This is a genomic window from Natronococcus pandeyae (assembly GCF_008122205.1).
GTDB classification, from domain to species: Archaea; Halobacteriota; Halobacteria; order Halobacteriales; family Natrialbaceae; genus Natronococcus; species Natronococcus pandeyae.
Map to the genome: position 1 here is coordinate 15,583 of NZ_PHNJ01000007.1, position 25,632 is coordinate 41,214.

Here is a 25,632-nt window from a genome sequence, read left to right on the forward strand (position 1 = left end):
ATACTGGGTATCTCGTTCGCAGAGCAGAACGCGACGCGTTCTGTGGATGGGCGTCCACCGTGGCATGTGCCGTACGAGACCAGCGAACCGACTCTCCAGGACAATGTCGGGCCCCAGCCACTTTCTTTTCTTATCGGATAGAGTTATTAATAGTCCTGTTCTATTATACGTATGGATCGGAGACTGTTTACAAAGGCGGCTGGCGTCTCGCTCGCCGGTGCTCTCGCAGGATGTACATCCCTTGGTCCTGGATCCGATGACGATTCGGATGGGACGGATGACACCGACACCCTTGCCGACGACGAGGGCGAGACAGATGATTCCACAGAAGCCGATGACGACGAGCAGGCTGATGACGAGGAACAAGAGGCGGACGAGCAGGACGACGACGAACAGCGGGAGGAAGACGACGAGGAACAGACCGACGACGATGAAGACGTAGATGAGCAGACCGATGACGACGAGGACGACGGCGACGAAGAGCAAAACGACGAAGCAGAGCAGGACGGTGACGAGGAGCAAGAGGAAGACGACCAGGACGACGACGACGACGATGGCCCCCCAGAGGCCGGAGAGATGGATGCAGAGATCAGTATGGACGACGAGCTCGAGGGGCTGCTCGAGGTCGTTCACCACGAGTTTAGCTGGGAGTCAGGGCAGGGTTCGCACCTCTGTAACATCAATCTCGAGGTGCGAAACGGGTCCGCAGATCACCAGCTCTGGTTCGAGGCCGTCGGAGAAATCACGGACGAAAACGGGAACTCGCTGGCTGGCGACGTGAACCAGTTCGGTCTCGATCCCGAAGAAACGGGGACGTTTACGTTCTCCGTAGACCAGTGCGCCGATGCAACGGGATACCGGCTGACGTTCGACGCACACGAGGTCTCAGAGGTCTCCGACTGAGCTGTACTGACCTCCTCCCACGACTGAAGTCGTGGGCTTTCGCGCTGCATCCCTGTAACAACTGAAACGGTTTGCACACCGACCGCACTGTCCGGGGTTCTCGCTTGCGTCGCTCACGGGTCGTTCCTCCCCGTTCGCGTTCCGCGGTTCTCACTCACTTCGTTCGTTCCGAACCGCGCACGTTCCGAACCGCGCTCCCGTCGTGCGCTCGGGTGCGCACTGACTGTCAGTGGCTACGATATCGAACGGCCCCTCAGAGTCCCGCTGGTCGGCCCAGAACTGACGGCCAGCTCGCACCGCCATTCGTCAGCGGGGGCGCCAGTCGACGAGGCGAGGGCGACCAGCCATTTCTGTCGCGGACTCGACGGCGTCTGCAGGCGGGTCCTCGAGTGAACCGATCCCGCTGGCAACAGCGGAATCAGTCGACCAGGGCAGAACCCACAAACCGAAGTCTCTGAGGGAGGATACTCGTCTTCAGGATGGCGGCAGAGCCTGACTCAGCCGCGAGGAATCCCACGGTTGAAGCCGCGAGAGGACCTCACGGATCGAGCAGAACGAAGAGACGTAGTTGCCGAAATCGAAGCACACCGACAGACTGTCGAGACCTATCCGGCCCCCAGCGAGCAGGTTCGAACAACTCCGCAGTGATCTCGGTGGTCACACCAAACGTCGAAAGCGAATGAGTCGCAAGTGGGGATTCAACTCACCGCTTCTCCGTGGCTGACAGGTGACGTTTCGCAGGGTGGGTCGGAGGAGCTGCCGTCAGAGGCACAGTGGATCTCCGACCAGATGTGTGTACTCAAAGAACTCATTAATACTTTCTGTATGTGGAAGTGTAAGATCAAAATATACCACCTGGCTATATTATAACACAGTCCGTTCCTGTGTGTCGTCGAGTGAACCGTTCAGTGTATTGATAGAGTTACGTGCAATAAATATAATAAATCACGTCACTTATTATGATAGGATCGGATCCACTCAATAATGGACGAACGAGGGAGGTCTCTGCAGAGTGGGTTGGCCCCGCGATCGCGTTCGACGAGACGGACGTTTCTCACGGTAGCGGGCGTAACAATCGGGGTCACCGCTGGGTGTACGGATGCAGGACCAGGGGGGGACGAGGAGTCCAATGTCGCCGACCCGGAGACGCTCGACGAAGACGACGCGGAGCCCACCGATGACGAAGACGACGCGAGCGAAGAGGAGTCGGCGGAGACGACCGACGATGCATCGGACAGTCCGACTGGGGAGACGAACGAATCCGAGGAGACGAGCGACGACCAGGACGAATCCGACGCGGAAGCGACCGAAGAGGAACCCGACGACGAGCCGAACGAGGGGGCGGAAGACGAGAAACCCGACGAGAGCGCCCTCGAGCACCCGGCGGCCGGGAACATGGCCCACTCACCCGTCCTCGGGCCGGAGCCGACGAGCGGCGAGGCGACCCTCATCATGTTCGACGATCCGGCGTGTCCGGCCTGCGCGTTCTTCGAGGAGAACGCGTTCCAGGAGCTGAAACCGCACGCCGACGCGGGTGAGCTGTCGATCGTCTGGCGGGGAATCCCGGTCATCGCAGACTGGTCGGACGCGGCCCTGGAGGTGCTGTGGGCGACGTACGAGCGCGACGTCGACGCGTTTTGGGCGCTTCGAGAGTACGCCTTCGAGATCCAGGAGTCGGTCGACAGCGACGACGAGGCCGTCGATCGGTTGCTCGACCGCCTCGCGGAGACGACCGCCCTCGACACCGCGGCGATCCGCTCGGAGGCGGAAGCCGGGACGTACGAACGCACGCTGGACCTCGACGAAGACGCGGCCGCACAGGCCGAAATCGACGCGACGCCGTACTTCTTCCTCTTTCGAGACGGGGAGTTCCGGACCGAGATCCGTGGCGCCGAGGACTACCGCGTGTTCAAGAGCGCACTCGAACTCTAACCATGACAGGACAGGAGCGATACCGACCGGACCGGACGGAGGGAGCCGATGCGACGGCGTAGTCGGTGGATACCAACCCGGAGCGACGACGTGCGACTCGTCGGCCGGACCATCGGGTCGGTGCTCTCCGTGCCGCTGTACGCGGTCGTCGCGCTCGTGGCCTCGATCGCGTCGTTACTGACCATCGTCGTCGCACAGAACGTAACGTTGGTTCGAGACCTGGTCGTCTTCGGACCACTCCCGATCGAGTCCCGCCTCGAGATCCTGGTGTTCATGCTGCCGTTCGTCGGCAGCGCCACCGACCCGCTCACCGGGGTCGGAATGCTCGCGACGAGTCTGCTCGTCGGGATCAACCTCTCGATGCTCGCCTTCCACCTCAACGAGCAGGGGCTTTCCCTCGCCGGCGGCTCCGGGAGTCTCACCGGCGTCGTCCTGGGGACGATGGGCGCCGGCTGTGCAGTCTGCGGCGCGGCGGTCGCCAGCGCGATCCTCGGCCTGTTCGGTGCCGCAGGGATCATCGCCTACCTCCCCTTCGATGGCCTGGAGTTCCTCCTCACCGCGGTCGTCGTCGTCCCGCTCTCGACGTACTGGCTCGTCACGGGGATCGAGTCCGGCGGCGATGAGGCCTGTCCGATCGACCTCGGCTAACTGCCGTCGACCGAGGTCGGTCCATCGCGACGCCCGACGGTTCGCTCGAGGACAGCGCTCGAGGACAGCCCTTTTCGACAGTTCGACATCGAAACCCCCCACAGGCAGGGGAGCTCCGAAGAACCCGGTTCCACAGCGGTCTCGCGGTGGTCGAGATCGGTCGGGACAGCCGTCGCGTTCCGACCTGGAAGCCGGGATCGGTGTTCCACACACGCCGGTGTCCGCCTGGTTGTCCTCGAGGGCATCCGAGAACGAATCACGAACCGACGATCGCCTCACGGCTGCTTTTAGTCCGGTCAGTTCCGGATCGACTGCGCGCAACGAGCGGACGATCGTATCGTGAGCAGCCCGTGGTACGGAGCGATAGCACGTATCCGCGTCTTCAGGCGCGGGAGGAGGTCACCGAGCGAAGCCGAACACCGAGCGCGAACAGGTCGTACGAAGGGGGGCGGGCAAATTGGCTGTGGACAGCCAGGGGACCAATCGCATCCGTCAGACTTCGACGCCGGTTTGACGAAGGATTCGCGCAGTCAACTCTTCGAGCCAGGCCGTTCGGGTCTCGAGGTCGGTTCCGTGCTGGGTCGCCTCGAGGAGGAACCCTGGCCGATCGAGATCGTTCCCGACCTTATGGATGAGCATCGGCCGTGCTCCCGTCAGGGTGTTTCCGCGCGTGAACGTGTAGTGTCCAGGCTTCCCGCTGTGAAGGAACTCGTTCATCCCCTGGATCGCCTCGTCCGCGATCGGCCGACCGGCTTCCGTCGGGAAGACGGCCTGGCCGAATCCGGTCGGGCCGACGTCGGAGTTCCAGATCCCCCGGGAGGTGTGGAGATCGAGGACGACGTCGGCGTCGAACTCCTCAACGATCTCCCAGAGTTCTCTCGCGAGCGGCGTCGTCGGCTCCTCATCGGCAGGGAACTGGCGGTTCAGATCGCCGTTCGGGCTGACTCGAGTACTCCGTTCGACCGCGACGGCGTTGGCCTCCGGCACGACGACGAGCGTGCCACGCACGGGCTCCCAGTCAGCGATCCGTGCTGCAGCACGGTGGCCTGCGGTTTCGTTCCCGTGGAGGCCACCGAAGACGACCGCGGTCGGCCCGTCTGTCGACGACTCTCGGACGAACGCGTCGGTCGCATACGAGGTCCCCTCCTGGATCGTAAACCGCTCCTCTCGGAGATCAGGCACCGTGTCGTCCTCGTCCTCGTCTTTGTCTTCGTCCTCGTCCTGCTCGGAGAAGTCAGTGGGACACACGGGGCTGTCGTCGGCCTCGGCCGTTCCGAGCTGGGACAGTCCTGCGGTGACTGCGCCGATCACACCGGCTGATTGGAATAACATGGACCGCCGCGATCGTGAACTATGCTCGCTCTGCTGTCGATCTGTATCAGTCTTCGGTTGCATTCATTTCGCCTCTGCAACACACCAGGGCTACCAACGAGCCAGAGGTATGTAATTTGAAACAATTGGTTCTTAATATAATAATATGCCGAAATTATACACATCAATTAATCAACCGTAGTGTTAAATCATATCTTTGGAGAAATTCATAAAATAATTACTGTGTCGGGAATAAGAATAATTGGGTCCTCGAGATCGCTTCCCGTCCTCTCGTTCTCGGGCTCTCTGTCGAACTGTATAGCCGTACTATACAGCACGACTATCGAACGGTAGGCCGTCTGGAGCAGCGACGGGGGGTCGCAACGATCTAGCCGTGTTCCGCCCACTCCTGGTTCAACAGTCCTCTTCGGTGGCAGTCGTCCCGTCCATCTTCTCGGTTCGGTTCGCGGTATCACGACCGGACGGGCAAAGGGCGGTCAATCCCCCGTCTCGATTGAGATACACCGTCTCGCCATCGACGACGCAGTCGACGCCGAACCCGTCGGTCCACTGTGACTCGTCGAACGTGAACCGCCACTGCTCGTCGCCGCTCTCGAGATCGTACCCGACGAGCTCGTCGGCCGTCGACGATCCGTTCAGACTGTGCGCAACGACGACAGTCTCGCCAGCGATAGCTGGCGCTCCGTACGAGTACGTCCCGTTCTTTTCCCAGGAACCGCAGGGGGAACTCAGCTTGAGGCGATGTCGTCCACGGGTGACGACTCGATCGCCGGCGACAGCGGTCACTAACGCGTCCGAGAGGTGCTGTTGTTCCTCCTTCGAGGCAGTGTCGAAGACGGTCACGTCCTCTTCGCTCGAATTTTCGAGAAAGGACGTGGTTTCGGTCACTGTGAGTCCAGTAGCGGAGCCCCCTGGTTCTAGGTGATCCGACCACAGCGTCTCTCCGGCCACCGGATCAAAGGCAACCAGCGCGTCCGCATCGATGGCTGCGCCACTCCGTCGTTTGTCGAGCAGCGCCCAGATCATGCCGTCCGCAGCAGCAATCGCGCCAGTGCGCGTACTGAACACGTAGGTGTGTGTGCCCGAATCGTCCTCACGAGAGGTCACGGCGACCGTCTCGCACGTCCAGCGGCGCGACCCATCGACCACGTCGAACGCGTGGAGGGTCCCCTCGACGGTGACGTACACGGTCTCGAACGCGACGACCGGAGCTGAAACCGAGACGTCCGTCCCGAACGTTTCGCTCCAGCGGACAGCGCCGCTGTCGGCATCGATCGCTGTCAGTTGGTCTCCAGCGACGTAGACTCCGTCCCTGGTGACCGCCGGCGTCCCGGCAGCGTGGACGTGAGGACACGTCCACAATCTGCTACCGTCGTCTGCATCGAGAGCATGAACCTCCTCCCCTGTTCGAAGGTAAACCCTCCCGTCGACGACTGCAGCGTCGCCTGTCTCGTCGTACTGCCAGGCGACGGTCTCCGGTTTCTCGAAGTCGCTTATCGACGGATTGTGCCGCGTGTTCCCCGCCGTCCCGCCGTACGATGACCAGCCGTCGGGTTCGTCGAGTTGTGGCCGACTCCCGTCGGAAGTTGGTTCCCCAGCTCCGAGCGAAGCAAAAATCCCACCTGCCGAAAGCGCTGCCCCAGTTGCCAACACCGATCGTCGCTGCCAATCGTCCATATCAATTCTCCTCGCTATCGACTATATCTTTATCTAGTTCATAGCATAATGGTTGAGTCTTGATGAACAGTAAAATATCGTTTCAAGGGTTGATGATAGTCCGGTGAAATTGGTCTCGAATCCGAGGCAGGGTTAAGCGATCGGCAGTGCCGTCCCGGGCACGAGCCCGCCTCCGAGTCTATGAGTGAGCGGGGCTGGATCAGCGATGTGCCACAGACTCCCTCGCTGAGGTCGCCGATCGAGCCGAATCCGGCCATCAGAATCGCTACCCACCTTGCCAGCCAAACCCACAGTACCCGCTCCACCGCGACGGCCACGACATCGGAAACTGTGTCTCCGCCTCGAAGTGGGACAGTCGCCAGCCTCCTACTCCTCGGACGAGATCCGAACGATCTCGCTGCTGTGGTAGTACTTCGTCGTCGTGGGCAACCGTTCGCGCGGAGAGAGCTCTGGACGTGTACACCGAACCCAGTCAGCCTCGAGGTGCTCGAGGGGCGTCACCTCTGCAAACGCTTCGGAACGGTTGTCGGTCAGATACACCCGATAGGCGTAGCCATCCCCCCTCGAGAGTCGGCCACGGCTCACCAGTGCCGCAAGCCAGGAAACTATTTTTTGCACCACCACCCAGATCATTAGAGGATAGTTGTCACTGTTCTCGGTGGTTGTAATATGTCTTGTGGAGTACAGGGGGATACGCTTCGCCTCACAGTGGCCGCCCATCCGTCTCAAACCCCACGCAACGGGTCCGTACAGACGGGAACCCTGAGCCGGCGGCGGTCGTTCTGTCGATCAGGTACGACGGAGCGCCGGCAAAAAATCGAGCACCTACAGAACGATTCGCCCGACTGTTTTCAACGTTCGAGGTGCTGATACGCGTCCTCGGTGAGCCGAACGTTGCGGTACTCGGTGTCCTCCATGCACACAGATATGTGCACTGACCTCCTCCCACGGCTTCAGTCGTGGAGTTCCCGTCGCGAACGGGAGTCCCACGAGCGGGGAGGTTCGCGGGTTCGCCAGTTCCCTCGGCGACCCGCGTTCTGGGTCGGGCCAGCGCGACCCCTGGGCGAGATCGCGGGCTTCATCTTCCCCTCTCGGGTGCACATCCTTACCTCGACCTCGGTACACGGACGTACGGTTCGAGGTCGGTTCAAGCGTACGCGCCTCATCCCACGACTGAAATCGTGGGCTTTCGCGCTGCATCCCTGTAACGAGAGAACTGTTTGGTCTATCTCGGGATCCGCTTCGTGAATTCGTACTGAGCTCAGTCGACCGACGAAGCGACGATGCGTACCAAATAGTATCTCCGGGGCGCGCACGCTCGAGCGGCGAGAGGGCGCCTCAGCGGCCCGACGAACGGGGTGATCACCGCCTCACAACCAACGAAATGTGCACGAGCCCGCACGTTGCCTCCGCGGGTCGGCAGCCGAATCTCCACTGGAGGAATCCTCGCGCTGTCGCACGGGGAGGATATCAATTGGAGCGCGGCGAACCCGGGTGGTCGGCAGGGAGCCGCGAGTCGTCGGCCCCGGAGAGCCGTTCCCGGAGCGTCTCGCCCGGTCGGCCCTCGGGCAGGAGCTCCCGCTCGCGGAGTTCCGGCACGACCAGATCGACGAAATCTTGCAGCGAGTCCGGCCGCACGACCTCTTTGACGTTGAAGCCATGGACCCCGACCTCCTCGTGCCAGTACTGGAGTTCGTCGGCGACCGTCTCCGGCGTCCCGACGAGTTTTGGGGAAGTTGTGCCGAGGCCGCAGAACTCCGCGACCTCGCGGACGGTCCACTCCCGGTCGGGCTGGGACTTGGTGAAGGCGTTCATCGTCCCCTGGATCGCGTCCGTCTCGATGTGTTCGACTTTCTGGTCCGGCTCGAGTTCCGAGAGGTCCATGTCGAGGAAGCCGGAGAGCAGTGCGAGCGTCGCCTCGACGTCCACGTGGTCCTTGTAGGACTCGTACTTCGCCTGAGCGATCTCCTCCGTCTCGCCGACGATCGGAACGACCCCGATGAAGAAGCGCAGCGAGTCCGGATCGCGGCCGTGGGCGGCGGCGCGCTCCCTGAGGTCGGTCATGTACTCGCGAATCCCTGCCTCCGTCGGCTGGCTCGCGAACACCGCTTCGGCGTTCGCGGCCGCGAACTCGCGACCGCGGTCCGAGGAGCCGGCCTGATAGATCACGGGCGTTCGCTGCGGCGACGGCTCGCAGCCGTGCGGACCGGGAACGGAGAAGAACTCGCCCTCGTGATCGATCGGCAAGACTCCATCCGGGTCGGTGTACACCCCGGTCTCGGCGTCGGTCCGTACTGCATCGTCGTCCCACGACTCCTCCCACAGCGCGTAGCAGACCTCGAGGAACTCGGCGGCGCGGTCGTAGCGCGTCTGCTTGTCCATCCGCTCGTGGAGGCCCAGGTTCTGTGCGGCCGACTCGAGATACGAGGTGACGACGTTGAGCGCCACGCGGCCGTCGGTCAGGTGATCGAGCGTCGAAAACTCCCGGGCGAGCTGGTAGGGGTGGGTGTAGGTCGTCGAGCGCGTAATTGCAAAGCCGAGGTCGTCGGTCACCTCGGCCATCGCTGGGACCACCAGCTGCGGGTCGTTGGCCGGCGTCTGGACGCCGCGTTCGACTGCCGTGTGCCGATCGTCGCCGTAGACGTCGTAGATCCCGCGAACGTCGGCGAAGAAGACGGCATCGAACCCCCCGCGCTCGGCGGTCCGAGCGACCTCGGTCCAGTACTCGAGGTCGGTGTACCGGGTCGAGCCGTCGCCCGGATACGTCCACGAGCCGGGCGAGACGTGTTCGGGGGCGTTCATGGTGAAAAGATTGAGATGCATCGGTGTACGGCAGGTTACGAATCGAAATCGTAAGAGCGAGGAGGAGGTGGCCAATCTTGTTGGTACCTTCGACGATCGGCGGCGCCGATCCGACTCCTGCCCAGCGATCGCGACGGCCGTTCGCTGCCGATGGGGAGGCTGTCGTGGCGGCGCCACGGTGCGGAGCGATCTCGGCCGGCGGTCGAGATCCGAATCAGGCCCGTCATTGACGCCGGCACCACTGTCCGGTTCTCGTGTGTTTTTCTCCCGGAGGGAGCCATCCACCGGTATGGCAACGCAGTTCCAATCGTTCTCGTCGCTTCTCGACGACCTCGAGTCGGCGTCGTTCGACCGGCCGCCCGCGGTCGTCTCGAACGCTCATTATACCGGTCTCGCCGTGTCCCGGGCGCTCGACGCCCTCGACGTTCCCGTCATCGCACTCGATCGAAACGGCGACGGCCTCGCCTCGCCCTCGACGGCGATCGACTACGCCGGGCGGATCACGTACCCGCTCGAGGATCACGCCGGGTTCGAGGCGGATCTCGAAGCAGTCGTCGACGCCGCGGGTTCGGACGTGGTCGCCTTTCCGTGCATGGACGAGTGGGTCCACGCCTACGCCGCCGCGGACGTCGACGGCCTCCGCCGACCGTTCTCGGATGCGGCAGGAATCGAGCGCGTGCTCGACAAGGAGTCGCTGTACGCGATCGCCGAGGAACTCGACGTGCCGTACCCCGAAACGTACCGGTTGAGCGAGACCAGCCCCGAGGACGCCGCCGACCATCTCGGATTCCCGCTCGTGGTCAAACCCGCCCGAAAGCGCGAGTTCGAGGAGGCGATCGGCACCAACGTCGTCGAGGTCGCCGACGAGGACGAGTTCGCCGAGATCGTCGCGGCCGCCGAGGAGGCCGACGTCCGGATCATGGCCCAGGAACGGGTGAACGTCGCCCCCGGCGAGGACTGCTCGGTCGCCTCGTACGTCCCGCCCAGCGGCGTCGAGGAGTCGCTGTCGGTCGTCGGGAACCCGCTCCTTCGCTACCCCCGATCGTTCGGCAGTTCCTGTGTGGTCGAACGGGTCAACCGGCCGGCGCTCGAGGGGCGGGCGTTCGACGTCCTCGAGGAGACCGGCTACCACGGCATCAGTGAGGCGGAGTTCGTCTACGACGCGGATCGGGACGAGTACGTCCTGCTGGACATCAACACCCGTCCCTGGAAGTGGATCGAGATGCCCGTCACGGCGGGCGCGAACCTGCCGGCGGCGGCCTACGCCGACGTGACGGACGCCGCATACGACCCCGAGCCCTCGCGGGACGCGCTGTGGGTCTCCCTGAAGGACTACGTGTCGCTGCTCGCGACCGACGACACGACGCCACCCGCCCTCGAGGAGGAGCACTGGCGAGCGCTCGCCTCGGGGACGTTCGAGGAGACCGACGGGGGGCTGACGACGGCGGTATACCGGCCGTCGGATCCGGGGCCGACGGCGCAACTGCTCGAAACGGAGTTCTCCGATCGAGAGTACTACTGCGCCTGCTGAACGACCGATTCTTTCCGAAGTCTGCCGATCCCGCGCTCACACTCGCGGTCGGCGAGTCTCGGGAGGGCAACGCCGACCACAGCCACGCCGACATCGTGGCAGTCACCGACCTACTGGGCGACGAACCGACGACCGACGGTCGAGACGGAGTTGCGCAGTTCATCGACCGGGACCGCACGACTCGGGAGTGGGACGACCCGCTCGTCCGGCGTTCGGAGGTGTGTGATCCGCCTCGGAATCGTCCGGAAGTTCGTCGATCGTCCGTGACGCGGAGGCACGCGGCCGTCGATAGTAGTCGCTCGCTACGCGAGCCGCGGCGCCGGCGCTGTCGACCGTACGGTCCGTCTACAGCGCCGAACGCGGCTCGATCGGCGTCGCTCCGGTGTTGTTCGAGAAGGAGAGCGAAGACAACAGATACCGACCGAGGTGACTGATTTAACCACACCCATCGAAAACGCAATTCAGTCGGATTACAGCCAATCCACGTTGAGACTCCGAACGATCGGCCGCTCTTATTGTTCCGTTCCGGTGTGTCCGAACTGCATCATGACAGACCGAACCCTCACGCGTCGCCGAATGCTATCGGGTGTCGGCGCGGGTGTCGCAGTGGGACTGGCCGGCTGCGGAGACAGCGGAGACGAAGGGCCGGGAGAGCCTGCAGAGGACGAGATGGACGCCGAAGACGATGACGGAGAGATAGACGATGACGACGGGTTGGACGGGGACGACGAGGGGGAAGACGACGACGAAGTCGACGATGACGAAAACGAGGATGAGACTGAGGGCGGCGCCGAGGACGATGACGACGCTGAAATTCAGGAGGTCGAAGGGTATGGCCGCGATGGTGATACCGAGGACGACGGTGACGAGGAGGGCGGCGAGGACGATTCATAACGACTGTCCGAGGAGACCGTGCCGACAGTGGACGTCGGTACCCTGCTCGGTGTCTTCGAGACGCGGTGGTCGGTTCGGACGGCCGAGAAGACGCAGCTAGCGATCGACGAACCGGAGCGCGTCCGCGCGACCCGCGGTCGGGGCCGCAACGTCGACCACCAGGCGTAGCGATACTATATGTTTGTCGACCAGTAATATTTTGTGAGAAATCTAATCAGTATATTGTGGTATTCACGTGAACTGTGGGTTGGACCATGCCAATAAATAGGCGATCAGTGATCAAAGGTGTCGGCGCCGCCGGGGCGATGGTGGTAGCCACCGGTTTCGCGTCGGCGAGCGACGGACAGGCGCGCTATCTCGCGCGGACGAACGGGCGCAGTGGCGATCTCGAGGCCGCGGGGTTCGCGGTGCTGAACGAACTCGCGGCGGGTGAACTCCTGCTGGCGACTGGCCCGGAAGACGCAGTCGACGACCTCGAAGACGTCCGCGGCGTCACCGCCGCGGTACGAGACGTCGCCCTCGAAATCGAACCGGTCGCCGAGGAGAACGGGTACGATGGCGGACTCCCGGACGACCCCGACGAGGTCTACGACGAGGTGCTGTGGGACAAGCAGAAACAGGCGGTCCGTGAGGCCCAGGCGCACGCGACGGGCGACGGGGCGACGGTTGCGGTCATCGACACCGGCGTCGACGAGGACCACCCGGACCTCTCGAACCTCGACACCGAACAGAGCGCCCGTATCGACGACGGCCGGCTCGAACCCCACGAGGGCGACCCCCACGGGCACGGCACGCACGTCGCCGGGACGGCCGCCGCCACGGGCGACGCCCACATGCTCGGGACGGCGCCCGATGCCAGGCTCGTCTCCGTGGACGTGCTGGGGCACGGCACCGGCACGTTCGGGGATATCATGGTCGGAATGGAACACGCCGCCGACGTCGGCGCGGACGCTGCGAACATCAGCCTCGGCTACATGGTGGCCCCCCAAGAGTTCGCCGACGTAACAGAGAACCCCGGGGCGTACCGGCGGATGTTCGAGCCGGTCGCCAACTACGGCCAGCGCAACGGAACGCTGTACGTGGGGTCGGGCGGCAACGACGAGACCGACCTGCAGGGTGGCTGGCTCCGCCTCTGGAACGGGCTGTCCGGTGTCATCGGCGTGAGTGCAACCACGCCCGACGACGGGCTGACGTTCTATTCGAACTACGGGCGAAACGACATCGACGTCGGCGCCCCCGGCGGCGGCTACGAGGAACTCATCCCCGAGACGTACTGCGGGTATGCCGAGTGGGTGTCGGCGGGCACCCCGATGACGCCCACCGACGTCCCCGTCGAGCCGGGCGAGGAGACGAAGGTCTGCTTCGACGAGGACGGCAGCATCGTCGTGGCGACCGACGAAGACGACGAAGCGGCCGAGGAGTGCATCCCGTGTACCATCCCCGAGTGGCCGTATCCGTTCAACTTCGTCTTCTCGACATACGTTCCGTCGGAGGGCGACGACGGGGACGAGCCCGCGTACGCGTGGCTGGCGGGGACGTCGATGGCGGCGCCGCAGGTGACCGGTCTCGCTGCGCTCGTCAGGGAACTCGAGCCAGATGCGGGTCCCCAGCAGGTCCACCAGGCTATCCGCAGCGGGGCGGAAGCGGTGGAGAGCCGCGGCGATCCCGAACTCGGTGCGGGGCGCGTCAACGCGCTGCACACCGTCGAACGGGTTATCGACGAGTAATCGCGTAGTTCGCCCGCCCGTCGAGTTGTCCCGTCTCGACGGCTCTGTTGAAATCCTCTTCTTTGGATACCGATACTCGTGAAACCACTGCACACTTCACATGCCGACCAGCTGTGCAGCGTGTTCTCGGTCGAAACGCCGACTTCGGGAAGCCGTCGACGCCGTCCTCGCCATCGAAGCGAGACCTCCCAAAGGTGTTCGCTCGGCTACCGACAGCAATAAATGCAGTTATTCTGATAGCAATCCCGGACCGTGGCCAACGCCGAGCATCAGTGCTGAGGTGGGCTCCGAGAACTCGCTCAGCGAAGAACGTCTGGAATGAACGAAGGTTCGTGCGGTGTCCAAACTCCTCCACTGTATTCAGCACAACAGTTTGACAAACCCACGGTAGCTTGCCGAATCACCCCTGCAGACAGGGTGGAGAGCGGGGGAGCAGCCAGCGCGAGCGCAAGCGATGCTATTCCCTATAGCTCCATGCAGTCACACACAAGAGGAGCCCACCAATCACCCAGACTGGATCCCAGATGAGGAAATGTCCCCAGAATCCGGCCGGATCGACGTCTTCGGGAGAGAACACGCCGATCAATACGAGAGTCTTCTGGAGTATACTCACCGCACCATACAGAGCCGAGAGCACCCCCAGACCACCCACTGCTAGCAGACGGATTCGCCACGGAAGCCGGTCTCCCCACGTCTGGATCAGGGAGAGAACGAGAAGCGCAGGAAGGAGCTTTACGACACCAGTCACTGCGACAAGTGTGACAAACCAGCCTTCACGGGCCACCGCGTGTGACTCGATTCCTTCACCGAGTGTCCCGAGAGCAAACGTTCCACCAGCAGCCCAGTAGAAACTGAATGCGGCGAATATGGTCCACCACGTAGCGGCCATACCTGCAACCAACCGTGATCGTGACTGGAATTGAGACGGCAATTCAGAGCGATTTACACGGCCAAGTTGTATAATGCCGTGCCACCCGGCGTCCGTGGGTTCGTATCTGTTCACTCAACCGAACGTTGGCAGATTTTACGTCGATCACGGTGTGGACCTGCACACGATCGATATCTGGAACGCCCGATTGTTTGTCGATCCCACGCTCACGGTCATCGCGGAATCCCCGTGGCACATTGAGGCTACATTCGAATATGACGGCGATGGGATGACGATCGCCCTCAACGACGATCTCAGTACTGCGACTGCGTGACCAGGTGGGCCAAAGGGGTCACCCGTTCCGTGGTGACTCCCCGTATCGAGCGTGGGAGACAGCCAGCCATGGGTGATCTCGGAACTGGAGTACTGCTCGACCCCGGCGTGGACATCCATCCGGCCAAGATGTCCACGGCCGGATGGGTGCAGCGTCTGCAACGACGGAGAGCGGCTCTCGCTGGAATCCTGTGAGGGCGTCCGTCTCGGGGACACGCTCGACCGTCCGATGGGAGGTATCACCCCGGTACGAGAGCGGACACACACTCGACCGATGGACAGGTCAGTGATCGATCACAGCTTCGGGTTCCGGCCGTGTTCTCTCCTCGAGACATCGGTCGGGAGAGAGCTGGCCAAGTATCTTGTGCCACGATATCGTACCACACAGTTGGGGTGAGATCTGATGGCGTCATCGGGCCACGGGAGTGGAGCACCGACGCTCGAAACCAGTTTCGGGGAACGATTCGTCCTTCGGGATACCGCCGAGGAGACGGACGGCGAACTGTTGCGGATGGATACGTATCTCGATCCGGGTGTGAGGCGACCGCTGCACAGCCATCCGAAGCAGGACGAACGGTTCATTGTCCACGACGGGACACTCGGCATCGCTATCGAAGACGCCGAACAGCTGTTGGAACCCGGGGAGGAGAAAACGGTGGCTGCCGGGACGCCGCACACGTTCTGGAACGCAGGAGACGGTGAAGTCCATATGACGACCGAACACCGGCCAGCGCTTCGCTTCGAGGAGTTCATTCGGGCGATGGTGGAACTCGACCGAGCGGACGGGCTGGATGCTGACGGGATGCCCGCCAATCCGTTGGTGGCCGCAGCGCTGATCCACGAGTTCCAAGACGAGATGCAGCCAGCGGATATTCCAGTTCCAGTACAGCGCGTCCTGTTCCCCGTTCTTGGAACGATCGGTAGTGTGGTCGGGTACGGTGTCCCGGAGTATGCAACGGCAGAGAGTGACAGATCCGACTCTCTGTAAGCAGACCGGGGTGCTGGTTATTCGGTGGATTTGGCGGTCTCGACTCTGCCGCCGGGTTCTGGGATCACAGACCGTCGGTATCGAGACGTCTACTTCGGTGTGGCTCGAGCGGATGGTACCGTTCGCTGCTGACCGACCTGATACCCCTAAGTATCACGAACAATATCTGCGGCCGACATATATAACTGGTTGAAAAAGAGTCATTTGGTCGTGTCACGAACAGGACCTGGCTACGTGGAGTCGAAATCAGAACTGGTTGCCGACCTGAACCGGAAACAGAAACGAGACGAGATCTCGACCGAGACGGCAGTCGCGTTCACCGATCTGTACGAGTTCGCACAGGAAATCGGTGATAGAACGACCATCGGGCAGGCGAAAAACGCAAATTTTCAACTGAAAGTCGACGCGCATCAGGGCAAGTACCAGGGCAATCCGAGCGTCTTTACTGCGAACGTCGACGGCGATCTGAAGGTCTGGCCGGCGAGGATGCCCTTGGATCACGACGAGGGCCTCGAGTCGATCGCGTGGGATCCGGCGGATTACGAGGCGTACGAGCGGGCGTTCAAGTCGCTGAACGGCAACCCGCGACGAGTGAAATCGGTGGCGTTCGAGAAGGTTGCGGCACACGTCGATCTCGACGAATTCAAATCGATCGTCAAAGAGTTCGTTACGTCATGTCGGCAGGCGGAGAGGGCGGCCAACTGAGAGACGAGCGTTGATCGTCACCGGGAGGACCAAACACGGCCGAGAGCGTGGAACTAGCGGGAGCGTCCCGCCGGAGTCGTTCGGAAACGGCGTCCAGCGCGGGTTGTAGATGCCAGCCGGCTGTGGTAAGGCCTCCGCGTCACCCTGCGGACGCCTGACGGTGTTACCGGCGACGTCGAATCTGTTCGCGAAGTTCCAGGGCGACGACTGACGCTCGCTGCATGGCGAGTGCGTTCTCGCCGAGGAGTTGGGCTGCCCCCGGGAAATCCTCGTTATGCAAGAGGGCGGCGGCACGGTCTTGCCGACCGGCGATCACCTCGCCGAGGTCAGTGATCACGGATTCGAGGTCGTCCTGTGCTGCACCGGGGGCGGCCTCGGCTCGCTCTTCGATCCGATCGAGGCGCGCCATGATCTCGGCGAGCGACACCATGGGCGGAGAAACGCGTGGCGACCGCAAAAGCCTGTGGAAGCGTCAACGGTCAGTAAGGAACGGCGAGGTGTGGAGCGCCGCCTTCGAACGGCACCGCTGGTTCGCACAGACAGTCACGATTCTCGTCGACGGCTCTGGTGCAGTAGCGTCGTGTCGGTGGATCGTACGTCGGACTCAGCACCGTTCGCCGAAATCCCGCCACTCGTGGGTGTCGTGGACGTTGATTTCGACTTCGTAGCCACACAGCTCACAGTAGAACGCAACCGTTCGATACCCCGGTTCGAACTCCTCGGACTCGCCGTGTTCATCACACTCGACGCGGATCCCCCGTTCCCGTTCGTCCGGAAGTTCAACAGTGTACACGCTCATCTGCGTGCTCACCTCGTGACCGAAATCCCGGGAGTACGCGGCGGGGACGAGCGCACTCCGGTGGCGTTCGCCAGTTCGTTCTGTGACCCAGTCCACCCCGGCCAGAGGACGATCCCGCGTTCCATACCAGTGAGTTGGACAGGCATCTTCGTAAGTGTACGCCCACTCGGCACTCGACACACTGCGTCGCGCATTCGCAGGAATGGGGGCCGGGTCCGCCCCTATAGTCCGACGACTCGGTCTCGATCCGTGCTCGATAGCTCTGCGTCCCGTGTTCAGCTCTCCGAGCGGTGGGGTACCGTGCTCACCGACTGCATCGAGAAACTGGACGACAACCCGGATGGTGACGATCTCGAGAGCGCTCGCCAACAGAGTCCGAGAGGCACGCCGACGACTGCATCGACGCGATGGTGCACGTCCGCGAGCACGCCGACGGTCCGCTCGCCACCGCTTCGGGACGCGCACGACGACCGCCGTCGACCGGATTGCGGATCTCGGCAGCGACGACCGAGATCGTGCACCCGCCTCCGGGCCCACCAGCGGCGTCCGAGGCCCGCCGCGAGGCCCCGAACCGAGCGGGGCAGACGGCACACGCCCGCCAGAGTAGCGATGCGCCGGGCGAGTAATTGCTCTCGTCACCCGATTATTAGTGGGTGGAAACCAATGGTCTCCTATGCCAACCTGTGCTGACTGTGGCGAGTACGTCACCCGCGATTTCGTCCGGGTGTTCGGCGTCGACGGCGAGGTCCACGGCTGCCCCGACTGTACGACGTACCGGGAACTGCAGGACGGGGGTGGGGTAGACCGCTCGAGCGAGAGTCGCTCGCCAGAGGCAGGGGTCCAGCGAAAGCCGAACTGATCGGCCGACGAGCAGCACGACCCTCGGTGTGGCGACGCTTCGACGGCGTCACACGACCCCCGAGGCGGAAGCCCACGATCGCAATCGGTGGTCGCTGACTGACGCGGGACGCGTCCGCAGTGGGGGAGTCGGTGTGCGACGAAACGAACGGATTGCGAAGAGTTTGCGTCATCCGAACACCGGTTCACCCCATCGATTCCATCGCAGTCCCGCGTGTTGGTCCGCGAACTGGTCTCGTCCCGACCAATTAGTTTCGAACTAGGAATACTGGATTTTATTGGCAGCCGTCTTGTTCCACGCGACTAGGTCGCGCCCGAAGCAGTGGTGGACGATACGACGTGCTCTCGGACAGTCCATCGGTTTCGAGAACCGACCGGTGACGCCGGTCCACGACGCCAGGTGTCGTGAACTGCAGTCACCGACCGACGGCGAGCCACCGCACGATCAACGAGATGAGACCGTATGAGTTCCTCAAGTCACGTACATCCGACCGACCTCACCGTCGCCTGTCACGTCCGCGCACCGCTCCTCCTGGATCCGGTCGATTCGCAACTCGAGGCGCTGCGACGCTGCGAAGAGAACGGACGGATCGACTCGCTCCGTCTCCAGAGCTGGCCCGGCGAGGTCTCGCTCGAGTCGGACAGCCCGAAACAGGAGGTCAGCAATCGCTTCGAGCGATTCGAACAATGGGCAGCCTCCCACAACGTGAGCGTTCGGCCACCGTTCAGAGTCAAGACGGTGACATCGCTCGTGGATGACGAGCCGGAGCGCGTCCTCGTTACGCCGGCACTCTGCCTCGCGCTCTATCACGGCGACCAGCTGGTCGGGGTCTACCCGCATTCGGATGGCGAATCGACGTACACCGCAACGGCGGTGATCGCCGATCTCGAAGCGGGAACGGTTCCGCCGCCAGTAGAACGGTCGTCCACACCCGCGTCGAACGCCTCGACCGAGGACGCCACTGCCGCGTTCTCCCCGGATCGTCGGCGCTCGGCCGACCGCGAGCGGGTCGCTCCGGCGTCGTGTCCGAACTGCGACAGCGTGCTCGTCGACGTCCACGGGATACCGGCGTGCAACGCATGTCAATGGTCGGACGGGGGTCTGGATGCCCTCGAGTCATCCGGAGCGAAGTTGGTCTACCTGTCGCTCGCCGACGGCTCGAAATCGATCGACGCGCTCCGAGCCGTGCTCGATCTCGAGAAGGGCGCGCTGTACGGGCTCCTTCGAACCCTGAGAGAGCGGAACCTCGTCGAACGGACGGCGGCCGGCGAGTATCGACTCCCCCGGGACGAACTGAGCGGCGACGCGCGACCGCACCGACAGTACGGCACCCAGTGACGGCACCCCCGTGCTGAACAGTCGTTCCGAACGACCAACTCTGCTAGTTGTGGGTCCCCGATGAGACCGGGACCAGAATCAGTTGCCGGTCGAATCCGTACTGCGTGGCGGCCATCCACGGTTGCAATCGCGCGCGTCCCAGAAGGTCGCGACGCCGGTCACGCCCCGAGTGCCGGGCTCGAGCCGGTCTCCGTCCTGATGCGATCACCAGCCTGCGTCCGCCTGGCCGCGGCCCCGGGCGTTCTGTCCCTCGCTGCCCACGGCAGAGGGATCCGCACGACTGCCGTCGACCGGGTTGCCGATCTCGGCCGCGACGGGGTCGGACCGGCGACGGTCTGACTGACGCCAACACCGGCGCCGCCAGGATCGCTTCACGCCGCCGTTCCGTGCGGTTACGCCTCTCGAATGATCAGTCCGAACGGCGAGATCTCCTCGATCATTCCGCTGTACGTGACGTCCAGTTCGCCGTCGGTGATGACGACCTCCCACCCCTTCATTGCCGCCACCGGGATCCCCGGAAACCAGTCGGTCCACCGGTGGTGGAGATCCACCGTCACCGTTCGAATGCCGGATGCGATGACCACGTCCTCCCGGGGAAGCCGGCCGTCGTGACGGTCGTTGTTCTCGTCGATGAACGTGATACGGGTGTCCCGTCCCATACGAACGCTCCCATTCGAACGATAGTAAACGGGGTGGGACGGAGAGCGCCTCCCGGCGTGGCTCCTGGAGCCGACCAGCAGAAGGGTCGGGAGGGTGAGGGTCTCAGCGCCCTCGAGGCCGACGGCGACCCGTGAAAGGCCGGAACTCGCGGGGTCCGGGCGGCGCCAACACGGTTTCAGTGAGAGCTTGGCTCGAGGTGATCGAGTTCCTCGTCACTCACGCCGACGGCGTCGGGAAAGGGCGTCCCGACAGCCGCCTCCGGGCGGTTCCGTCGTCGCACCCGGTGGTGCTTCGGTCGTGAGTTCTCATCTCTCGGTCTCCAGAGTCCGTGGAGAGCGGGCCGACGTGGTCTCCGCAGGGTGAGCCGGCTGACCATGCGGCGGCTCTCGTGGGAGCGAGTGGCCGCCGCTACGGCCCGGTCTGAGGACGCGCCACACGACGCCGGGACGCAGCAACGAGGACGGGGGGTGCTGCATCGAGAGGACGCGAGTGAACGCGTCGGTCAGGACGCTATCGGTGTGTGCCTTCCGGAGCAACCGGTCCAGATACCAGTTGAAGAGGGTGGTTCCACGGGGCCGATCGCCGGCTGTCTGGGGAAAGCTGAAATCCGCCCCGGTCGCCAGCATCCACGCGGGGTCGATGACCGCGTCAGCGCGGTCGAAAAAGCGGAGCGCACGGTCCTCGCGGTCGTCCGTTGCAAGCGTCTGGTGAAGCATCAGCGCCTCGAGTGCAGCCACTGACATGCCCTGCCCGTAGATCGGGTTGAAGCTGGCGATCGCATCACCGATGACGAGGAGCCCGTCGGGGAAGCGGTCGAGATCAGCGTAGTGATACCGCCGGTTCGACGCGAACGGGTAGCGATGGATCTCCTCGGAGACCTGCGGGTACTCGTCCAGAAACCGTGCGAACACGGGGGAGGGAAGGCTCGCTGCGAACTCTCTGGCGGCCTCGATGGTCGTCGGGGGATGATCACCGTGGATGCCGTGCAGATTCACCAGCCAGCGGTCGCCTTCGACGGGCAACACTGCACCACCACGGGTGCGCGGCGCCTCGGCCAGCATTCCGATCATACGGCGGTCGTCGGCAGGCCGGTCGATGAGGGTGGCGCTGTAGGCCAGGTCGACGTGCAACTCCTCGGTAGCAGGCGGCGTGTAGCCGTGTGTCTCGAGCCAGGTCGATGTCCGACTCGTTCGGCCGGTGGCATCGACGACGAGATCGGCGACGAGCGCCTCCTGCTCGCCGCTCTGATCCCGTATTGCGACGCCGTGGACGGTCGTCGACCCATCGTCAGCGAGGTACGTACTGCACTGGCAGCGGCCCCGCAGCTGGACCCCCTCGAGGTCGGCGACACGCCGGCGGAGCACCTGCTCGTACAGTGGCCGCGTCGCTGCAGACAGTGGGAAGGGCGTCGAGGTGGCGGCGAGGAACTCGCCCTGGCTGTACATGTAGAAGTCGCGTTGGCCGTCGATCACGACACCGCCAGCGGCACACAGCTCCTCGCTGTGACATCCTCCTCGCCGTAAACGGCGAGGCTTCCCGTCCCGCAGGTGGGATATTTGCCGGTTTACGATACGACCTGTTCTCTCGTGCGAAACGTCCCGCTCTCGCGGTCGAACAGGTGTGTCGAGGGCTGTGCCACACAGCCGTTACTCCTATCCTCGCCGTGAGGACTCGGAGTTATCTTCTGTCGCATATTCTCCGCCCCGTTACAATCCGCGTTGGCTACCAACTCGCACGATGAGCAAACATACAGCCCACGCTCCACACGGTTTGATTTCGTGTCGTCGCCACACGCCGAACACGTCTTCGACGTATCCCACTCGTTCTCCTTCAGCACCTCAACACCACGTATTTCGCCTTTGTATGCGAGATACTGGTAGATGCGGTCGAACGCCCACGAGTGCAACTTCTTGTTCCCGGTTTTGCCCCAGTCAGACTTACGCACGTCTTCGGGCCAACTCACTGCCAGCGTTCCAACACCTCGTTCAACACATTCGGTGATGATGGTGTCCGTGAGGACGTGGTAGAAGTGTGCTTCTCGTTCTGCGAGTTTTCGACGTGCCCACATCGACTTCTCGGACGGTCCGGTCTCACCCCCGGTGTCGTACTCGGCACGCGTGAAGTAGTGCTTGTCCTGTTTGAGCGAGTTGCCGGGGTATAGGACGTACTGGTCGGGGAACGCGACCGTTGCGATGTTCGTGATGCCGAGGTCAATACCTGCAACTCCGTCGCCAGCGAAATCTTGAGTTTCGAGTTCGACTTTGCAGATGAAGTGCAGTTCCCAGTCGTCGCCGTTCCAGACGGCGCGAACGTTCTGCACTTTGTTGACTGCCGAGAGGTCAACGTCTGGCCGGGTCTGGTACTCGCAGAGGATGAAGTCCGACCAGTTCTCTTTAAGATTCGACCCTTTCGACAGCCGGACGCGGTTGTTGTCGGAATCGTGTTTGAAGCCGTCTGCTTTGAACGTGACCGTACTGCGTGGTCGTTCATCGCCGTGTTTGCGGTAGCCGGGCGGGTTCGCCTCGTCGTCCTTCTGTCGCAGATCGAACCACGACTGGAAAGCGTCAGAAAGTTCTTCGATGACTTTCTGACTGGATTGTGCGTTCAAGTCTTTCCAGCACGCTTGCTTCTTCATGTACGCTTTTAGCGCTCCTTCATCGGGAATTTCACTGGTTCCATCCCAGATGCGATCGGCAGTCCAGCGTGCGACGTTCCAGATTTTCGAGGCGGAATCTCCGAGCGAGTCAAGGTCATCGCAGACCTGTTGCTGGTTCTGTATGGAACCAACATAGGTACGAGTGACCTGAATCGCCATACATAGCCTATCTAGACAAGCCAACTTAATGGTGTGGATTATCGTGGAATATCCGTTCTGCTATCGATGGTGGATCGTGTGATTGAGTGACGCGATTCACGCCCGGCGCAAACGCCGGGATTCTCTCGCTGATCAAAGATAGCCCGGGAAGAGCGTTTCCAGTGTCGCCCGTCCGGCCTCCCACAGGATGTGGATCTGCCGGGCCTGGGGGACGCCACGACGGGCAACAGGCTCGTCGGGGAGCGGGTCACGATCGATCACCGTCACCTCGTCGAACGCGTCCGCAAGGACACGGGCAGCCACCAGGCCGGCGATACCGGCGCCGACCACCACCGCACGCCCATTTCGTTTGGAGACCTGTTCGCTGTCGTACCGTGGAACGGTTGCTACGGTCATCTCAGTCGGTCAGCCCTCCCTTACGCACGGGTCCGTCCGCGTCCCGGCCGGAGACACTACGGAGCCAGGGCTCTTGTACCCATTTCGTGATCGGTCGGCGGGTACTACCGTTCCTGCACCCGATGAAAAAGCGTCAACAGGTGGTGCTCGAAGCCGGCTGTGACAGGAGTCCGTCCTGCGTGGCACGACTCAGAACCCACGAACGGAGACGAGAGTACGACCGAGCAGGTGGTGAGGCCTCCCGCACGGCGCTGGGATCGTCACGCGACGATCTGCGGGGGGTCGGGCGGTCGAGCGGTCCCCTCGATCGGGACACACCACACATGCAGAAGGTGAACGAGGTCAGATCTTCTCGATACTGTCCTCGAGGAGGGACTCGAGCGTTCGGATTCGCTCTTTGAGAAACTCGACGTCGGCCTCCGAGACCGTGTCCGCTTCCTGGGCCGAGTGTGCGTCCGCCTCGGTCGGTGATTGCACCGCTTGAGAGAGGATCTCGTCGAACGCCTCGTCGACGTCTTGCAGCGTGATCGCCATCTGGATGCTGTCACGAACGAGCTCGCTCCGTGTTTGGCCCTGCTGTTCAGCGACAGAATCAGCGCTTTCGATCAGGGCTCGTGGAACACGAACCGTTATCTTCCTCGTTTCCTGCAGATCGTAATCCAGCGAAACGGCTGCGTCTTGAGAAGAGGAGTCGTTCAAAATAGCCGCGACTTGATAATGACTCGAGCAGAGAACGACCGTTGACTCCTCGTCCGACGGCGGGCCGAAAGAGTACTCCGAGAGCGAGTCTGTCGAGCCACAGATGACACACTCACTCTGTGATCCTGCGGGATGGTCGGTATCTGGAAACTCGATATATTCGTCTGCGTTCGGTCGTTCTGATGGCATATGTGGGAACTCCGATCCTCGTTACGCCACCCATCTCGTTCGATCCTCATAGTATTATTCGATCGTTCAGACGAGTCAGGTACCTCACAGTAGTGTCGTCAGACTGCATTCACGTCGTTGTGAGCGGGCGGTCGGGATGACTGTCCCACAGGACACGGATGACGCGAGTGATCGAGGGTGTCTCCGTGGAGAACTGCCAGGACGTCACGCTCACCCTGGACCGACAGAAAGTGTCACTATTACCGACACCAGATCAGAAGGGCGACTGGCCGAGCGCGCCGTAGCGCAGTTGCCATCTCCCGGATCGAAGCGGAGGGTCCCTGGCTGCTCTCGGAACGATTCGTAGTGTACTCGTTGGTCGTTCTCAGCTGCTGTACGGCCGCAGTACGGTTTATATTCGTGTATCATGGTTCCAACCGCCATGACAGTGCGTACCCTTCGTCGGGCGCTTCCGTTCGTCCTCGTCGGCGTCACTGTCCTCCTCGGAGTGCTCGGCTATTTCGAGGTGGTGCGCGTGCTGCTCGAGCAACTCGGCTACGCACTCCGCTAGCAGGTGAGTCCGGGTTCGGAGCGCGGCGCGTAGCGACATCGCTGCCCGGCAGCGTGTTTCGTCTGGTGGTCGATGAGCCACCCGACCGGCCGCTCCGTCGACGGCGGCCGTCCTCGTTCGACAGAGGTGTGTACCACACCGAGTTACTCGACGCGGGTCGTGCCCTGCTCACCTGGCATGATTGAGACAGGAGCGAGGAGACGGGCCGCCCACTCCAGACGTCATCGGGTTTCTGATGGCTACATACGAGAACGCTCCAGAGACAGGCGCCTCCCTCCCCGGTGAGACGCTGGAGCGAGCGACTTCGGTTCGCGAGTACGAAACTCTGAGCGGCCGTCCTGGAAATCCTCACTCGGTGAGCGGCGCTAACTGTGCGCCCCACGCTACTGCTCGTCTGACATCGAGAGCAGCCCCGGGGTCTCTCGAGGCGGTCGGTCTTTTCGTGACACTGCAGAGACGTTCCCGTCCCGTCGTTCAGTACGGGAACGAGTCCGTCTCAGTACTCCATTCGAGATCGATCGTAATGAAGTTCCAGGCGTACTCCTTTGGGTCTCCGTCAGCAGCCGGATTCGCTTCCGTCCGTTTTTCGTACTGCTTTCTGGCTGCCCGCTCGATATCGGGCGGTATTTGGATAGTGATGTGGTGGTGTGGATCGCTGTTCTCTGCCGGAGAAACGTCGAGATCGCTGTCTTCGATCGCTTCGGTCAGCACGCCACGAGGAACGTCTACCACGAACTCCCCAGGTAGCTCGTCCATCGGTACTGGGATTTCGATGGTGTCATCCTCGTCAGTGGGATTCGAGGAACAAGGGGCCATGTCGATTTCCCAGGTTATTCGAGAAAGTAAGCCTATTGCCGTAGTAGTTTGGAAAGATTCTGAAGATTGTATTGAAAACGCATATAATGGAGAGGATGAGGGCAAGACCTAGCACTCGCTGGTGGCGAAGCCGGTCGTGCCCTGAGCGACAGAGAGGGACCCAGGTAGTCA

Annotated in this window: 27 protein-coding genes and 1 pseudogene; 14 read left to right on the top strand and 14 right to left on the bottom strand. The window is 62.6% G+C overall.

Annotation, left to right across the window (positions count from 1 at the left end):
- Positions 1-171 precede the first annotated feature (171 nt).
- The 3 genes from CV102_RS13855 (at position 172) to CV102_RS13865 (ending at position 3,483) form a co-directional block, all read left to right on the top strand.
- Positions 172-903, top strand: a complete 732-nt coding sequence (locus CV102_RS13855) for a hypothetical protein (protein ID WP_148858607.1) — start codon at positions 172-174, stop codon at positions 901-903.
- Positions 904-1,887: 984 nt separating this feature from the next.
- Complete coding sequence (locus CV102_RS13860; protein WP_222863696.1) at positions 1,888-2,835, top strand: thioredoxin domain-containing protein; 948 nt, start codon at positions 1,888-1,890, stop codon at positions 2,833-2,835.
- 48 nt (positions 2,836-2,883) lie between these two features.
- A complete protein-coding gene (locus CV102_RS13865) occupies positions 2,884-3,483 on the top strand; it encodes a hypothetical protein (protein ID WP_148858609.1) in 600 nt (199 codons plus the stop codon).
- Positions 3,484-3,975: 492 nt separating this feature from the next.
- Here CV102_RS13865 and CV102_RS13870 read toward each other — a convergent pair whose 3' ends face one another.
- The 4 genes from CV102_RS13870 to CV102_RS13885 all read right to left on the bottom strand — a co-directional run bounded on the left by CV102_RS13870 (position 3,976) and on the right by CV102_RS13885 (position 9,315).
- Entirely contained in the window at positions 3,976-4,815 is an 840-nt protein-coding gene (locus tag CV102_RS13870; RefSeq protein ID WP_148858610.1) for a succinylglutamate desuccinylase/aspartoacylase family protein, read from the bottom strand.
- A 393-nt stretch (positions 4,816-5,208) separates the two neighbouring features.
- Entirely contained in the window at positions 5,209-6,492 is a 1,284-nt protein-coding gene (locus CV102_RS13875; protein ID WP_148858611.1) for an outer membrane protein assembly factor BamB family protein, read from the bottom strand.
- 366 nt (positions 6,493-6,858) lie between these two features.
- On the bottom strand, positions 6,859-7,077 hold the full coding sequence (locus tag CV102_RS13880; protein ID WP_148858612.1) for a hypothetical protein: 219 nt from the start codon (positions 7,075-7,077) through the stop codon (positions 6,859-6,861).
- Between the two features lie 885 nt (positions 7,078-7,962).
- The gene (locus CV102_RS13885; protein WP_233710688.1) at positions 7,963-9,315 is read right to left on the bottom strand and encodes an LLM class flavin-dependent oxidoreductase; all 1,353 of its coding nucleotides are present in this window, start codon (positions 9,313-9,315) and stop codon (positions 7,963-7,965) included.
- A gap of 268 nt (positions 9,316-9,583) precedes the next feature.
- Here CV102_RS13885 and CV102_RS13890 point away from each other — a divergent pair, with 268 nt between their 5' ends.
- The 4 genes from CV102_RS13890 (at position 9,584) to CV102_RS26610 (ending at position 13,446) form a co-directional block, all read left to right on the top strand.
- Positions 9,584-10,825: a carboxylate--amine ligase gene (locus CV102_RS13890; RefSeq protein ID WP_148858613.1), complete on the top strand. Its 1,242-nt coding sequence runs from the start codon at positions 9,584-9,586 to the stop codon at positions 10,823-10,825.
- Between the two features lie 546 nt (positions 10,826-11,371).
- On the top strand, positions 11,372-11,719 hold the full coding sequence (locus CV102_RS13895; RefSeq protein WP_233710689.1) for a hypothetical protein: 348 nt from the start codon (positions 11,372-11,374) through the stop codon (positions 11,717-11,719).
- Positions 11,720-11,737: 18 nt separating this feature from the next.
- A complete protein-coding gene (locus CV102_RS26010) occupies positions 11,738-11,887 on the top strand; it encodes a hypothetical protein (RefSeq protein WP_187432973.1) in 150 nt (49 codons plus the stop codon).
- A 137-nt stretch (positions 11,888-12,024) separates the two neighbouring features.
- Entirely contained in the window at positions 12,025-13,446 is a 1,422-nt protein-coding gene (locus tag CV102_RS26610; RefSeq protein ID WP_187432974.1) for a S8 family peptidase, read from the top strand.
- A gap of 457 nt (positions 13,447-13,903) precedes the next feature.
- Here CV102_RS26610 and CV102_RS13905 read toward each other — a convergent pair whose 3' ends face one another.
- Positions 13,904-14,335, bottom strand: a complete 432-nt coding sequence (locus CV102_RS13905; protein WP_148858615.1) for a DUF3995 domain-containing protein — start codon at positions 14,333-14,335, stop codon at positions 13,904-13,906.
- 73 nt (positions 14,336-14,408) lie between these two features.
- Here CV102_RS13905 and CV102_RS27400 point away from each other — a divergent pair, with 73 nt between their 5' ends.
- From CV102_RS27400 to CV102_RS13915, 3 genes are all read left to right on the top strand, one after another.
- Positions 14,409-14,648 (top strand): DUF7351 domain-containing protein, encoded by a 240-nt coding sequence (locus tag CV102_RS27400; RefSeq protein ID WP_449289631.1) that lies wholly within the window; start codon positions 14,409-14,411, stop codon positions 14,646-14,648.
- Positions 14,649-15,050: 402 nt separating this feature from the next.
- Positions 15,051-15,635, top strand: a complete 585-nt coding sequence (locus CV102_RS13910; RefSeq protein WP_148858616.1) for a cupin domain-containing protein — start codon at positions 15,051-15,053, stop codon at positions 15,633-15,635.
- Between the two features lie 234 nt (positions 15,636-15,869).
- The gene (locus tag CV102_RS13915) at positions 15,870-16,340 is read left to right on the top strand and encodes a hypothetical protein (RefSeq protein ID WP_148858617.1); all 471 of its coding nucleotides are present in this window, start codon (positions 15,870-15,872) and stop codon (positions 16,338-16,340) included.
- Between the two features lie 163 nt (positions 16,341-16,503).
- Here CV102_RS13915 and CV102_RS13920 read toward each other — a convergent pair whose 3' ends face one another.
- Positions 16,504-16,770 carry a hypothetical protein gene (locus tag CV102_RS13920; RefSeq protein ID WP_148858618.1) on the bottom strand — a complete coding sequence of 89 codons (267 nt, stop codon included), beginning with the start codon at positions 16,768-16,770 and terminating at the stop codon, positions 16,504-16,506.
- A gap of 174 nt (positions 16,771-16,944) precedes the next feature.
- Positions 16,945-17,139, bottom strand: coding sequence for a hypothetical protein (locus CV102_RS13925; RefSeq protein WP_148858619.1), 195 nt, complete (start codon positions 17,137-17,139; stop codon positions 16,945-16,947).
- A gap of 673 nt (positions 17,140-17,812) precedes the next feature.
- On the opposite strand from CV102_RS13925, the gene CV102_RS13930 reads away from it, so the two are divergent.
- From CV102_RS13930 to CV102_RS26385, 3 genes are all read left to right on the top strand, one after another.
- Positions 17,813-17,998: a DUF7563 family protein gene (locus tag CV102_RS13930; protein WP_148858620.1), complete on the top strand. Its 186-nt coding sequence runs from the start codon at positions 17,813-17,815 to the stop codon at positions 17,996-17,998.
- A gap of 462 nt (positions 17,999-18,460) precedes the next feature.
- Positions 18,461-19,336, top strand: a complete 876-nt coding sequence (locus CV102_RS26615) for an HTH domain-containing protein (protein ID WP_233710690.1) — start codon at positions 18,461-18,463, stop codon at positions 19,334-19,336.
- A 198-nt stretch (positions 19,337-19,534) separates the two neighbouring features.
- Positions 19,535-19,675 carry a hypothetical protein gene (locus CV102_RS26385; RefSeq protein WP_222863697.1) on the top strand — a complete coding sequence of 47 codons (141 nt, stop codon included), beginning with the start codon at positions 19,535-19,537 and terminating at the stop codon, positions 19,673-19,675.
- Between the two features lie 53 nt (positions 19,676-19,728).
- On the opposite strand, the gene CV102_RS13940 is transcribed toward CV102_RS26385, so the two are convergent.
- The 6 genes and pseudogenes from CV102_RS13940 to CV102_RS26625 all read right to left on the bottom strand — a co-directional run.
- Positions 19,729-19,995, bottom strand: coding sequence for a hypothetical protein (locus CV102_RS13940; RefSeq protein ID WP_148858621.1), 267 nt, complete (start codon positions 19,993-19,995; stop codon positions 19,729-19,731).
- Between the two features lie 306 nt (positions 19,996-20,301).
- Positions 20,302-21,468 (bottom strand): NAD(P)/FAD-dependent oxidoreductase, encoded by a 1,167-nt coding sequence (locus CV102_RS13945; RefSeq protein ID WP_233710691.1) that lies wholly within the window; start codon positions 21,466-21,468, stop codon positions 20,302-20,304.
- A gap of 92 nt (positions 21,469-21,560) precedes the next feature.
- Positions 21,561-22,811 (bottom strand): RNA-guided endonuclease InsQ/TnpB family protein, encoded by a 1,251-nt coding sequence (locus tag CV102_RS13950; RefSeq protein WP_148858622.1) that lies wholly within the window; start codon positions 22,809-22,811, stop codon positions 21,561-21,563.
- Between the two features lie 132 nt (positions 22,812-22,943).
- The gene (locus CV102_RS13955; protein WP_187432975.1) at positions 22,944-23,207 is read right to left on the bottom strand and encodes an NAD(P)-binding protein; all 264 of its coding nucleotides are present in this window, start codon (positions 23,205-23,207) and stop codon (positions 22,944-22,946) included.
- Between the two features lie 342 nt (positions 23,208-23,549).
- Entirely contained in the window at positions 23,550-23,741 is a 192-nt protein-coding gene (locus CV102_RS26620) for a hypothetical protein (RefSeq protein ID WP_233710706.1), read from the bottom strand.
- 3 nt (positions 23,742-23,744) lie between these two features.
- Positions 23,745-24,095, bottom strand: a pseudogene (locus CV102_RS26625) (ribbon-helix-helix domain-containing protein); the annotation flags it as partial.
- Between the two features lie 421 nt (positions 24,096-24,516).
- On the opposite strand from CV102_RS26625, the gene CV102_RS27020 reads away from it, so the two are divergent.
- Positions 24,517-24,645 (top strand): hypothetical protein, encoded by a 129-nt coding sequence (locus CV102_RS27020; protein WP_267903123.1) that lies wholly within the window; start codon positions 24,517-24,519, stop codon positions 24,643-24,645.
- A gap of 474 nt (positions 24,646-25,119) precedes the next feature.
- Here the strand turns inward: CV102_RS27020 and CV102_RS13965 are convergent, their stop codons facing one another.
- Positions 25,120-25,566: a hypothetical protein gene (locus tag CV102_RS13965; protein ID WP_148858624.1), complete on the bottom strand. Its 447-nt coding sequence runs from the start codon at positions 25,564-25,566 to the stop codon at positions 25,120-25,122.
- Between the last annotated feature and the right edge of the window lie 66 nt (positions 25,567-25,632).

What these genes read in the sequence shown, in the direction of transcription:
- CV102_RS13855 (WP_148858607.1), top strand. Translation starts at nt 172, where the DNA reads ATGGATCGGAGACTGTTTACAAAGGCGGCTGGCGTCTCGCTCGCCGGT.
- CV102_RS13860 (WP_222863696.1), top strand. Translation starts at nt 1,888, where the DNA reads ATGGACGAACGAGGGAGGTCTCTGCAGAGTGGGTTGGCCCCGCGATCG.
- CV102_RS13865 (WP_148858609.1), top strand. Translation starts at nt 2,884, where the DNA reads ATGCGACGGCGTAGTCGGTGGATACCAACCCGGAGCGACGACGTGCGA.
- CV102_RS13870 (WP_148858610.1), bottom strand. Translation starts at nt 4,815, where the DNA reads ATGTTATTCCAATCAGCCGGTGTGATCGGCGCAGTCACCGCAGGACTG.
- CV102_RS13875 (WP_148858611.1), bottom strand. Translation starts at nt 6,492, where the DNA reads ATGGACGATTGGCAGCGACGATCGGTGTTGGCAACTGGGGCAGCGCTT.
- CV102_RS13885 (WP_233710688.1), bottom strand. Translation starts at nt 9,315, where the DNA reads ATGCATCTCAATCTTTTCACCATGAACGCCCCCGAACACGTCTCGCCC.
- CV102_RS13890 (WP_148858613.1), top strand. Translation starts at nt 9,584, where the DNA reads ATGGCAACGCAGTTCCAATCGTTCTCGTCGCTTCTCGACGACCTCGAG.
- CV102_RS13895 (WP_233710689.1), top strand. Translation starts at nt 11,372, where the DNA reads ATGACAGACCGAACCCTCACGCGTCGCCGAATGCTATCGGGTGTCGGC.
- CV102_RS26610 (WP_187432974.1), top strand. Translation starts at nt 12,025, where the DNA reads ATGGTGGTAGCCACCGGTTTCGCGTCGGCGAGCGACGGACAGGCGCGC.
- CV102_RS13905 (WP_148858615.1), bottom strand. Translation starts at nt 14,335, where the DNA reads ATGGCCGCTACGTGGTGGACCATATTCGCCGCATTCAGTTTCTACTGG.
- CV102_RS27400 (WP_449289631.1), top strand. Translation starts at nt 14,409, where the DNA reads ATGCCGTGCCACCCGGCGTCCGTGGGTTCGTATCTGTTCACTCAACCG.
- CV102_RS13910 (WP_148858616.1), top strand. Translation starts at nt 15,051, where the DNA reads ATGGCGTCATCGGGCCACGGGAGTGGAGCACCGACGCTCGAAACCAGT.
- CV102_RS13920 (WP_148858618.1), bottom strand. Translation starts at nt 16,770, where the DNA reads ATGGTGTCGCTCGCCGAGATCATGGCGCGCCTCGATCGGATCGAAGAG.
- CV102_RS13925 (WP_148858619.1), bottom strand. Translation starts at nt 17,139, where the DNA reads ATGAGCGTGTACACTGTTGAACTTCCGGACGAACGGGAACGGGGGATC.
- CV102_RS13930 (WP_148858620.1), top strand. Translation starts at nt 17,813, where the DNA reads ATGCCAACCTGTGCTGACTGTGGCGAGTACGTCACCCGCGATTTCGTC.
- CV102_RS26615 (WP_233710690.1), top strand. Translation starts at nt 18,461, where the DNA reads ATGAGTTCCTCAAGTCACGTACATCCGACCGACCTCACCGTCGCCTGT.
- CV102_RS26385 (WP_222863697.1), top strand. Translation starts at nt 19,535, where the DNA reads ATGCGATCACCAGCCTGCGTCCGCCTGGCCGCGGCCCCGGGCGTTCTG.
- CV102_RS13940 (WP_148858621.1), bottom strand. Translation starts at nt 19,995, where the DNA reads ATGGGACGGGACACCCGTATCACGTTCATCGACGAGAACAACGACCGT.
- CV102_RS13950 (WP_148858622.1), bottom strand. Translation starts at nt 22,811, where the DNA reads ATGGCGATTCAGGTCACTCGTACCTATGTTGGTTCCATACAGAACCAG.
- CV102_RS13955 (WP_187432975.1), bottom strand. Translation starts at nt 23,207, where the DNA reads ATGACCGTAGCAACCGTTCCACGGTACGACAGCGAACAGGTCTCCAAA.
- CV102_RS26620 (WP_233710706.1), bottom strand. Translation starts at nt 23,741, where the DNA reads ATGGCGATCACGCTGCAAGACGTCGACGAGGCGTTCGACGAGATCCTC.
- CV102_RS27020 (WP_267903123.1), top strand. Translation starts at nt 24,517, where the DNA reads ATGACAGTGCGTACCCTTCGTCGGGCGCTTCCGTTCGTCCTCGTCGGC.